The organism is Virgibacillus oceani (assembly GCF_041521345.1).
Taxonomy (GTDB): Bacteria; Bacillota; Bacilli; order Bacillales; family Amphibacillaceae; genus Virgibacillus_N; species Virgibacillus_N oceani_A.
Map to the genome: position 1 here is coordinate 127,056 of NZ_JBGOHB010000009.1, position 11,164 is coordinate 138,219.

Annotated in this window: 8 protein-coding genes and 1 other annotated feature; of the genes, 5 read left to right on the forward strand and 3 right to left on the reverse strand. The window is 39.7% G+C overall.

All coding sequences use genetic code 11. The features are described from left to right. Nucleotides 1-199: 199 nt before the first annotated feature. Nucleotides 200-3,211: a transglycosylase domain-containing protein gene (locus ACDX78_RS08975; RefSeq protein WP_486027122.1), complete on the reverse strand. Its 3,012-nt coding sequence runs from the start codon at nt 3,209-3,211 to the stop codon at nt 200-202. A gap of 141 nt (nt 3,212-3,352) precedes the next feature. Then, nucleotides 3,353-3,585: a binding site (T-box leader), on the forward strand. Between the two features lie 59 nt (nt 3,586-3,644). On the opposite strand from ACDX78_RS08975, the gene tyrS reads away from it, so the two are divergent. Both tyrS and ACDX78_RS08985 read left to right on the forward strand, forming a co-directional pair. Next, complete coding sequence (gene tyrS / locus ACDX78_RS08980; RefSeq protein WP_486027123.1) at nt 3,645-4,916, forward strand: tyrosine--tRNA ligase; 1,272 nt, start codon at nt 3,645-3,647, stop codon at nt 4,914-4,916. 763 nt (nt 4,917-5,679) lie between these two features. After that, on the forward strand, nt 5,680-5,955 hold the full coding sequence (locus ACDX78_RS08985) for a nuclease-related domain-containing protein (RefSeq protein ID WP_486027149.1): 276 nt from the start codon (nt 5,680-5,682) through the stop codon (nt 5,953-5,955). Between the two features lie 546 nt (nt 5,956-6,501). Here the strand turns inward: ACDX78_RS08985 and rpsD are convergent. Continuing rightward, on the reverse strand, nt 6,502-7,104 hold the full coding sequence (rpsD, locus tag ACDX78_RS08990) for a 30S ribosomal protein S4 (protein ID WP_486027125.1): 603 nt from the start codon (nt 7,102-7,104) through the stop codon (nt 6,502-6,504). Nucleotides 7,105-7,340: 236 nt separating this feature from the next. Between rpsD and ACDX78_RS08995 the strand changes: the two genes are divergently transcribed. Then, on the forward strand, nt 7,341-7,598 hold the full coding sequence (locus ACDX78_RS08995) for a diguanylate cyclase domain-containing protein (protein WP_486027127.1): 258 nt from the start codon (nt 7,341-7,343) through the stop codon (nt 7,596-7,598). A gap of 162 nt (nt 7,599-7,760) precedes the next feature. Here ACDX78_RS08995 and ACDX78_RS09000 read toward each other — a convergent pair whose 3' ends face one another. Continuing rightward, nucleotides 7,761-8,240, reverse strand: a complete 480-nt coding sequence (locus tag ACDX78_RS09000; RefSeq protein ID WP_486027128.1) for a GAF domain-containing protein — start codon at nt 8,238-8,240, stop codon at nt 7,761-7,763. Nucleotides 8,241-8,362: 122 nt separating this feature from the next. Here ACDX78_RS09000 and refZ point away from each other — a divergent pair, with 122 nt between their 5' ends. Together refZ and ezrA are read left to right on the forward strand one after the other, a co-directional pair. Beyond that, nucleotides 8,363-8,986, forward strand: coding sequence for a forespore capture DNA-binding protein RefZ (refZ, locus tag ACDX78_RS09005; RefSeq protein ID WP_486027130.1), 624 nt, complete (start codon nt 8,363-8,365; stop codon nt 8,984-8,986). 311 nt (nt 8,987-9,297) lie between these two features. Continuing rightward, nucleotides 9,298-10,992, forward strand: coding sequence for a septation ring formation regulator EzrA (ezrA, locus tag ACDX78_RS09010; RefSeq protein ID WP_486027132.1), 1,695 nt, complete (start codon nt 9,298-9,300; stop codon nt 10,990-10,992). The last annotated feature ends 172 nt before the right edge of the window (nt 10,993-11,164 follow it).

Genomic DNA, 11,164 nt, shown 5'->3' on the forward strand with positions numbered 1-11,164 from the left:
GTATTATACAGGATATGGCTATGTAGTTTTAGTCATAAGTTAAAAAAGTGTAAATATAGTTATCAGAGCGAGTACCAAGGCTTTTCAGTGTGCATTAATTGTGAAGGCTTAATTACCATAACAGATAATTATGTTATATTTTTCACCTGAAAAAAAGAGGGGAAATATCCCCTCTTCCTGTTAAATGCTATTATTAAAGTTAGTCATCATTTTCGTCGTCCTCATCCTGATCCTCTTCTTCATCATCGCCATCGTTCTCATCTTCATCTTCTTCGTCATCATTCTCGTTATTACCGTTATTCCCATTTCCGTTATTATCCTCACCGTTGCCGTTCCCGTTACCCTCATTTCCGTTATCATTCTCATCATTTCCATTATCCTCATCATTCTCGTTGTCCTGATCATCATTGCCATTGCTGCCTTCGTTATCATCACTTTCATTCTCTTCTCCGACAGTAATTTCATTGGATGCAGAAGATTCCCGGCCAAAATAATTCACGGCTTTCACGTGATACACACCAGATGATCCGGTGGAATAATCGGTATCCGAAGTGCTTCCAACCCTTGAGAAGCTTTCGCCGGACTCACTAGCACGGTAAATTCGGTATCCAACAATATTTTGCCCGGTTGTTCTATCCCAGGATATGGAAACGTCTGATGACGAAACCGACGGAGCTGGTGGAGCACTGCCAGTATCTTCAATGGAGCTGCTTGCACCTGTACTGGAAGTGGAAACACTTATTTGTTCCCATTTCTCTGTTTCGGTGCGTGGATACAGCTGCGTCAGGTCGTTTAGTTCATTCCAGCCCATACGTTCCAGAAAATCAGGGTTAAACGCCAGTCCGTCTCCTTCTACAAATTCTCCAGGTGTGTCAGGTCCAGCGACCACTGCGTTTCCATCAACCATGGTGATATTGCCGGAAATCAGGCTGTTATCTTCCTCTGTTGGCACATGCTCTGCATTGAATAGATCCGATTTTACGAGACCTGCCTGCTCACATAATTCTGATGGAAGCATGCCAGAAATTGCGCAGTAGCTTCTTTCAACAATCCCGTCCGGTCGTGTAAATCTATCGGAAGGTGCCAGCAAGTCAGAGTTGATATCTGTTGCTGCATTGATCAATTCCGACCAAAGTTGTATATTCATGTTGCTGTAGCTTAAATGAGAGCCTGTATTGTAAATAGAATGTGGCTCATCATATCCCATCCAGGTCCCGAAGGTCACATTTGGATTTGTTGCAACAAACCAGGCATCCTTGTATTCATCGGAAGTCCCTGTTTTTCCTGCCCAGTCCACACCGCCATATCGTAATTGAGAGCTCAAATGCGTACCAGTTCCTTGACTGATCACGCTTCGCATCAAATCAATCGTTAAATAATTCGTTTGTGGGGAATACACATCAACCGTTTCAGTTTCGTGTTCATAGATGAGATCCCCATCTTCTGTAGTAATTTTTTCAATCATGTACCCATCAGCAAACTGTCCGTTATTGCCAAAGGTTGCAAAGGCATTAATATTCTCTTCAATGTAAGTACCACGACTCATTGCACCAATGGACAGTGCACGATTTTCATGATCCATCGGTTCCAATGTAGTAATACCCATCTTTTCCAGGTATTCTTCAGAAGGTCTTTCGTCCATCATATCCAGATAAATCTCTGCAGCCGGAATGTTATAGGAACTGGCCAGAGCCTGTCTGGCTGAAACAATACCGTAATGCCCGCCTCCATAGTTACTTAAGGGCCAGTTTGGATAATTTCTGTCATAGTCAGCAATAGGGGTTCCAGGTTGAATTCTGCCTTTTTCCATTGATGCTGCGTAAAAGAATGGCTTCATGGTACTTCCATTTGGCCGGGTAGCCTGTGTTGCATAATTAAATTGCTGGTCCTCATTGTGGTCCCTTCCCCCAACAAAGCTGATAATTTTTCCTGTATTGTTTTCAATCAACATAGCAGCAGTCTGAAGCGGGTCTGTTTTTTCCACCATTTCTCCTGTATCGGGGTCTTCTTCTGTAAAAGTACGGTCAGGTCCATAATATTGATATTCCCTGACTACTTTTTGCATCACATCATAAATCTCTTTATCGATGGTAGAATGGATGTTATAGCCGCCAACACGCATATCACGTCTTGCCAATTCATCATATTCCTGGTCTAAATCCCCGTCTTCTTCAAGATCTTCTTCTGTATATCCATCCTGTTCAGCCAGATAGATTTTTAAAATATTTTTAGCCCTGTTCTGCAGCTCATAAGTCAGATAAGGATAGGAGTCAATCGGCGATTCAGTTGCTTCTGTAAAGTCGGCAGCTATGTCATACTCGATTGCTTCGTCATATTCATCCCGGGTAATGTATTCCGAATCCAGCATTCGGTTTAATACCGATTTCATTCGGTTGATTCCTGGCTGAATTCCATCTTCATCCTTTAGTTCCCCTTGATTGGTAAAGGGGGTGTATGCGGACGGACTTTGCGGAAGCCCTGCAAGATAGGCAGCTTGCGGAAGGTTTACTTCATCCGCATCCATGCCGAAAATACCCTGAGCCGCTGTTTGTATTCCTGCAATGTTATCTCCGGACGCATTTCTGCCGTAAGGAACAATATTCAAATAGGCTTCCAGAATCTCATCCTTTTCAAAAAAACGTTCCAACCTCATTGCAAGGAGAATTTCCTTTGCTTTTCGTTCAAAAGAAACTTCATCGGTAAGTATCTGATTCTTAATTAACTGCTGGGTTAAGGTACTGCCGCCCGTTCTCGTATCGGAATTCGTCACCTCTTGCACCATTGCCCGAACAATTGCACTTGGCACAATACCTTCATGCTCATGAAAATATTCATCCTCGGTTGCGATTACTGCATCGATCAATACCGGAGAAATTTCATCCAGAGTTGTTTCTTCCCTGAAAAGATCGGATTGCACATTACCGATATAAATTTCATCAGCAAAGTATAACATAGACGTTTCTTCATAATTGTATAAGTCATCTGCCATTACTTCATACGGGCGTACCGGCTCGTCTTTCACTAAAGAAGCAAAGTAGCCTGCACCAAGTCCCCCTGCAAAAAACATGCCAATAAAGCCAACAACAAGGAAAAACAGAATCACATTCCAGAACACATCATAGGTAATTCTCGATGAACGCTGAAGTTTTCCTGTTTTCCACCATTCCTTCACTTTTTGGCTGAATCTATGGTAAAATTGTTTAAAATCCATGGAAAAAACCTCCTATAATAGCTATTTTATTATAGCATAGATAGGTTTATCATGTATAAAAATTTTGGTTGAACCTTGCTTTTATTTCATGGATATGTTATGAATAGATAAATTAATAAATCAACCGATCTTGAAAAGTGAGGTTAAGCTGAGATGGATGAAAGTAGTTATGCAAATCCCTGATTAAGAGAGCTGGCGGCAGGTGAAAGGCAGCCATATTTGCAGGCGAATTACGTATCCGGAGCATTCTTTTTGTGGTATATACGTACAAGAAAATGTATGTCCACATGAGACGGTGGCAACATCGTTAACAATCCGAAGTTGGCAATATATATTGCAACAAGGGTGGTACCGCGTGTAAACTCGTCCCTTTTTTTGATAGGGAGGGTTTTTTTATTTAGGGAAAATATAATATTTTTGGAGTGTGAAGAGATTGGACATTTTACAGGATTTAGAAAAACGGGGATTAATTCATCAGGTTACAGATCGAGAAGGCTTAGAAAAACACCTGGAACAAAATCAGGTGACGCTATATTGTGGTTTTGATCCTACAGCAGACAGCTTGCACATTGGCCATTTACTGCCGATAACAATGCTGAAAAGATTTCAAAAAGCAGGGCATAAGCCTATCGCCCTTGTGGGCGGAGGTACTGGCATGATTGGGGATCCAAGCGGCCGTACGACAGAACGAGCTTTAAATGAAAGTGAAGTTGTGCAGGGGTATACAGAGAAGATCCGTGGGCAGATTGCACGGCTGGTTGAGTCTGACGGAGATGAGAATCCGGTTGTTTCCCGTAATAACCATGACTGGCTTTCAAAGATGACTGTCATCGATTTCTTGAGAGATGCCGGTAAACATTTCGGAATTAACTATATGCTGGCAAAGGAGTCAGTATCGGCAAGGATCGAACAAGGGATTACGTATACCGAATTCAGTTATATGGTTTTACAGTCTATGGATTTTCTTAAATTATATGAACAAGAAGGTTGTACATTGCAAATTGGCGGAAGTGACCAGTGGGGCAACATCACTGCTGGAATGGAATATATCCGCCGCTCCAGAGAAAATCTGGATGAAGAAACGAACGTATTTGGTTTTACCGTGCCATTAATAACAAAAGCAGATGGAACGAAATTCGGAAAAACGGCAGGCGGAGCAGTGTGGCTTGATTCGGAGAAAACAAGTCCATACGAATTTTACCAATTCTGGCTGAACACCGATGATCGCGATGTTATTAAGTTTTTACGCTATTTTACATTTATTTCTGACCAGGAAATGCAGGAGTTGGAGACAGAAGTAAAAATCCAGCCGGAAAAACGTGCAGCACAAAAACGGCTGGCCGAAGAAATGACAAAAGTAGTACACAGTGAGGAAGCTTTAGAACAGGCAAAGAAAATTTCTGCTTCCTTATTCAGTGGGGAGTTAAAAGAACTGTCTGCAAGTGAGATTGAACAGGGCTTTAAAGATGTGCCATCCTATGAGACGGGGAAAGAGAACATTGGTTTAATTGAAATACTGGTTAATGCATCTATTTCCTCATCCAAAAGGCAGGCGAGAGAAGATATCTCCAATGGGGCTATATATATTAATGGAGAGCGTGTGCAGGACTTGAAATACAGCTTAGACGAGAAAGATCATATTGATGATAAATTTACGATTATTCGGCGGGGGAAGAAGAAGTATACATTGATTCGTTATAAATAGCCTGATAGAGAAGGTTGGGGCAAAAACCTGAGGAGACATTGAAAAGTCGAAAGCTCTACAATGGTAGCTCCGGAAATATACGTAGACTCCTGTGGGAGGTCGGCTAAATTCGGTCACGTCCTATGACCAACGCCAACACTCGCACATCCTGTGCTTGCTTTGGCATCAGTGAGACCCCGGAGTGCTTTGATAAGGAAGGCCGACTAAAACCGCCCTTTGCGGGCAACGTTGGCATACCCCTTGTCGGGGCAAGGAGGCTCACCAGCCGCCAAGCGGCAAAGAAGGCACGGTGATACGAACAAAGTGAGTTGAACCGATGTCGCACTTGTGCCCAGAGGGTGAAAGCGAAGTATATTTCCGGAGCGGGTCTAAAATTTAAGGATGTTCGGATTTTTGGATGCTAAAATGGTTCTATCTCAGCCTCCTCTTTTAACTCAGTTTGTATTTTTAATTTAAGTCTGATGATTTCCTGTAGTATCTTGCTAGATCGGCATAAATCATTCAACCTAATTAAAAAAGAAAGGAAAATGTGGATGCTGTACAAGCAACGTAAGAAGTCTTATGAATTAGAAGCATTAGAGTACTTAGACAATCGCATGCATTTATCTAAGAAGGACAAGCAATATTATTTTAGTCTCAAGAAGGGTATGAAGGAGAAATCCGGAACGGCTCCAATGTGAATGCTTTATATTAAACGACCTGCTCCTTAACTCCAATAACAATACCTTCCCAAATCGATTCACTCATTATCACTACGGATACAATTTACCTTTTTGAAGTAAAAAATCATAATGGAGATTACTTTTATGATTCAGGCAAATTTTATAATAATAAATCGAATACTGAAAATATAAATCCTTTACACCAGCTGAAAAGAAAGGAAACCTTACTTCATCAGCTGCTTCTCAAACTCGGGTACAATCTCCCTATTAACGGTTCAGTAATTTTTATCCATCCTGAATTTATATCAGCCACCCCTCACCAATCCCATTATTTACCCGATGCAGATTCATCAGTATTTAAAACAACTGAAAATTAACTAAGAGACATAAAATACTTGCAGAAAAGCTAAATTCCCTTCATATTCAACATACCAATTACGATAATTTGCCATCATACCAGTATGAAAAACTAAAAAAGGGGTTAAGTGTTTGAAATGCAACTCGTTTTCTAACCTTATGGAAGGCTCCAAATATGGATGAAAAATTGTGGTTATATAGAAAAAGTTGCAGATGAAGTCACTTGCAGTATTGAGGAGTTTAAACTTCTATTTCTGGATAATAAAATTACTACTTCTGCTATTCTTGACTGGTGCCAAGTAATACATTCTAGAAAGAGAATAAAAGGAGTACTGGACAAAAAATATAAAAGGATAGGAGAAAATCGCTGGATATACTACGGATAAAGAGAAGTAGAAACTTACCAATAAGCTAGATTCGTTTTCTAACTATAAAGAGACACGTCATCGAAGTCAAATAGTGTTGAAAAGTCATCGAGGCTCTTAATCGATGGCGTTTTCATATGTATTTTCCAGAGGGATAAACAAAACCCCTCCAACTTATATTGGAAGGGGCTCTTAATCCTATTAACGAGAGTAGAATTCAACAATAAGCGCTTCATTAATTTCTGCTGGCAATTCAGCGCGCTCAGGGTAACGATTGTACGTACCAGTTTTATTGTCTGCGTTAAAAGTGATGTATTCAGGAACAAAGCTGTTCACTTCGATTGCTTCCTCAATAGTATCAAGCTTTTGTGATCTTTCACGTAATCCGATTTCCTGTCCTGGTTGCACACGGTAGGATGGAATATCTACGCGGTGTCCATCTACAGTTACATGACCATGGTTCACAAGCTGACGGGCTTGAGGGCGTGTACGTGCCAAGCCCATGCGGTAAACAAGGTTATCCAAACGGGATTCCAGTAGAATCATAAAGTTTTCACCATGGATTCCTTTCATTTTACCAGCTGCATCAAACAGTGTGCGGAATTGACGTTCATTTAATCCATACATGAAACGGAGCTTTTGCTTTTCCTGCATTTGCGATCCGTATTCTGTTATTTTCTTGCGTTGTGTTGGTCCGTGCTGACCAGGAGCGTAAGGACGTTTGTCTAATTCCTTCCCAGTTCCTGTTAATGAAATGCCAAGGCGGCGAGATTTTTTCCAAACCGATCCAGTATAACGTGCCATAAGACATTTCCTCCTTTTTATTTTATTTGCATAAAATAAAAGTGCGTGATTTATCCACCTGTCCATTATGTTTTCATGTACCATCGCTCCAGCAGCTAAGAGTTACGCGATACACCTCGTGCAGTTTTCCGCTATTCAAGGAACAAAATGGGTGCAAATAGAAAAACACATAAGCTACTTTAATATTTTACACAACGAATAGTATATAACGTTTATGCCAGTAAGTCAACCGCGAATTGAAATTTCAATACGCATATTTATGTAGTGGAGATGAAGTATTGAAAAAAGCGGCGGGACTTATTCGTTCCTTTTCGGAAGCAGTGGACTTTGCAGCAAGGTGGGGAGGGGAGGAATTAGCGCTTTATGCCCCGAATATTTCGGTTCACCAAGGTGTTCAAATTGCTGGACTTATTTTAAGAAATGTAAAGGAAAAAACAACGCCTTCGACCACGCTGTCTTCCGGGGTGTCATCCTGGGATCATACAATAGTATGACTCTGTCAGTGATTTATTTATTCGGGCGGACAGGGCAGTTATATGAGGCAAAAATGGCGAAAAAAATAGTGTGGTGAAGAAGTGAGTAGCTTATCTTTTCCTGCTGCTCATTGAAAAGCCCCATACCCTTTCTAAAAAGAAGGGGCGGGGCTATTTTTTAATTTATAAGTTCTTCTCCAACTCACGGACAAATTTTTCAAGATATTCCTCATCCACCGCATCAAAGCGATCTTTGACCGGACTATCAATATCAAGTACACCGTAAACATTCTCATTCTTTATGATAGGAATGACAATTTCCGATTGGCTTTTTGCATCACATGCGATATGCCCCGGAAAAGCGTGGACGTCTGCAATTCGCTGTGTCGCCCTTTCTTTCACGGCCGTGCCGCAGACTCCCTTGCCATAACCAATTCGAATACATGCAGGGAGTCCCTGGAATGGTCCCAGCACTAATTCATCTTCTTTCCAATGATAAAAGCCAACCCAGTTAATGTTGGACAAAAACTGATTCAAGAGTGCAGAAGCATTGGCAAGTATGGCCGTTTCATCTGATTCATCTTCACTTAATGCTTTTAACTGGCTGATGACCAGCTCATAATCTTTTTCTTTGGAACCTGAATAAATTGTAGTTTGGAACATATAAATCCCCTCTTTCATTAAAAATCAAGCAAATTTCGATAATACTAATAAATTTGTCGAGAAAAAAATGAAGGATTATTTGCTTCTTTGTCGTAATCTTGAAGTAAGGAGTTGAAAACATAGTGAAAACAAATCCATCAAAACAAAAAGTAATGGAAGCAGCATCCTCATTATTTTTCCAAAAAGGCTTTCATGGTACAAGCGTCCGTGATATTGCCGAAAAAGCTGCTGTGAATGTTTCCTTAATCAGTTATTATTTTAAAGGAAAGCAAGGCTTATTGGAATATGCTGTCACTAATTACTATGAAGAATACTTGAAAGTAATGGAAGCTGAGCTGGAAAAAACGAAAAACTTAACAGCGCTCGACCGGATGAAAACATTAATTTCAACTATTATACAGTATAAACAAAGCAATCATCAATTTTCTTGTTTTGTTCACCGGGAGCTGTCCTTGGATTCCGTTTTTGTCAGGGAAATGGCAGTTACCTATCTGGCAAAGGAAAATCATTTTCTCCAGGAGACATTTGATATCATGTTAAAAAACATGAAAATAAACACGGATGAAAAGCATTATTTATTTATGCAGCTGAAAGGTATGCTGATCACACCGTACATTATGCATAATGAATGGAGAAATGAACGAATCGGGGATTATTCCGGAGAAATTTTCATGAAAAAATATGCTAAAACAATTCATCAGTGGCTAGATTTTATAACTGAAAAGGAAAAAGTAAACTTTAAATAACTAAGGTGAAAATGACCTTTTAGTGATGTAAGAACTATATCTGGAAATGCGCTAAATGTTCTTCATGCCGAATACATTTGGGATTGCGCATTTATGTGTTTTAAACGATAAATATAGGCTTTTGCTCGGAGCTGGATGAAAAATCATGTCGTTTTATTAATTAATTTGTATATTTTTAGCCAAAAATGCATGTAACATGGTATTATTATTACAATACATCTAAGCAAAATATAAAAACGATAATAAATTTTAATTTTAATTATATATAAATCAATTATCCTCTTTTAGGAAGGTGTTGGGGGAGGCATTTTATGGCATATATTATTGGAACGATTTTAGTTATTATTACATTGATTATCATTGGATTAATACTTAGAAAAAGAGTGTATGACGTGGTGGATCGCTGTGAAGCCTGGAAAATGGACATTATGGGAAGGAATATTGCTGCAGAACTTTCCCGAATTAAACAACTTAATTTATCCGGGGAAACACAGGCGAAATTTGAGTCCTGGAAAGAACGCTGGGATCAGATTGTAACAAAAGAATTGCCTGATATGGAAGAGTACTTATTTGATGCAGAGGAAGCGGCAGACAGATACCGGTTTCGATCAGCCAGAAAGACGTTGAATGAAACAGAAAAAGTACTGGAATCCATTGAAGTCGATATTGAAAAAATACTGAAAGAAGTAGACGGCTTGATGGATTCAGAGAAATCAGGCAGGAAAGAAGCAGAGGAAATTGATCCTGCCATCAGGGCACTCCGAAAAAAAATATCCCAGCAGCGTTACCAATATGGCAAGGCAGAAAGTTATTTTGACAATGAAATAGACCTGCTGGCAGAGAAACTCGCCGGATATAATGATGAAATTCAGTCCGGGAATTATTATCAGGCAAAAGAGTTGATTGATGAGCTCAAAGTAAGATTAACCGATTTGGAAGATCAGATGGAAGAATTTCCTGAGATTTACAAGAAGTGCAAGCAGGAATTGCCATCACAATTGGACGATTTACATGCCGGTTTAAAAGAGATGAAAGAAGATGGGTATCGCGTAGATCACCTTGCTTTTGAAAAGGAAATACGGACATATCAGGAAAAGTTTTCAAATAGTCTCGAAAAAATGGAAAAAGGGGATACATCACAGGCAAAGGAAATCATACCTGAAATAGAAGAAAGAATCCAAGAAATGTATCGTCTCCTGGAGAAAGAAGCCTTGGCCAAAAATTATTTGGAGAATCAAATTCCTGGCTATAAAAAAACCGTCACTAACATAGAGCATATTTTTGATAATACAAGGTCTGAAGTTGAGGAGTTACAGAAGGCTTATTATATTGAAGATAGTGATTTGGAACGGTTTATGTCTCTGGATAAAGCTGTAACAAGACTTAAGGCAGATATGGATATGCTTGACAATGAAATAGAGGATAAAGATGCTTCTCATTCAGAGCTGCGAGAAAAAATGGAACAAGGTTTTCAGCAAGTAGAGGAATTACAAGAAGCGCATAAAGTATTTAAATCCCGGATTGAAAACCTCAGAAAAGATGAAAGGGAAGCAAAAGCCAAATTAACAGAAATCCGGAACAAATTGTATGATACACAGCGAAAATTAAAAAAAAGCAATATCCCGGGTGTACCTAATTTTATTTGGGATTCATTGGAGAATGCAACCTTCAAAAATCACCAAGTTTTATCAGCATTGGAAAAGCAGCCATTGGATATGAATGAAGTCCAGCAAGCGCTTGGAGATGCAGAAAATGCAGTAAATCAAATGATTGACCAAGCAGATGTTATGCTTGACCAGGCTTATTTAACAGAACAGGTTATCCAGTATGCGAACAGGTATCGCAGCCAGTACCCGATGCTAGCTTCTAAATTAATGGAAGCTGAACGCTTATTCCGTTCCTATGAATATGAATTATCACTGGAGCATGCAGCAAAGGCTGTGGAAGAAATTGAACCGGGTGCACTAAAACGAATTGAAAAATTCCAGAAAGCGGCGATTAACTAAAACGATGCAACATAAAGTGAAACTTCATTCAGTAGGGATTTTGTCCCCCCACTGAAACAACCATGGCTATGCTACGCATCGCCACCAACTACCATGAAAATGAATTTCTAAACGAAATAGAAGTATTCATTTAGAAAAATATGGAGATATAGTTAATAACAATACGACCAGA

Excerpts from the sequence above, each read along its gene's own strand:
- rpsD (WP_486027125.1), bottom strand. The coding sequence starts at position 7,104 with ATGGCACGTTATACTGGATCGGTTTGGAAAAAATCTCGCCGCCTTGGC.
- ezrA (WP_486027132.1), top strand. The coding sequence starts at position 9,298 with ATGGCATATATTATTGGAACGATTTTAGTTATTATTACATTGATTATC.
- ACDX78_RS09000 (WP_486027128.1), bottom strand. The coding sequence starts at position 8,240 with ATGTTCCAAACTACAATTTATTCAGGTTCCAAAGAAAAAGATTATGAG.
- ACDX78_RS08975 (WP_486027122.1), bottom strand. The coding sequence starts at position 3,211 with ATGGATTTTAAACAATTTTACCATAGATTCAGCCAAAAAGTGAAGGAA.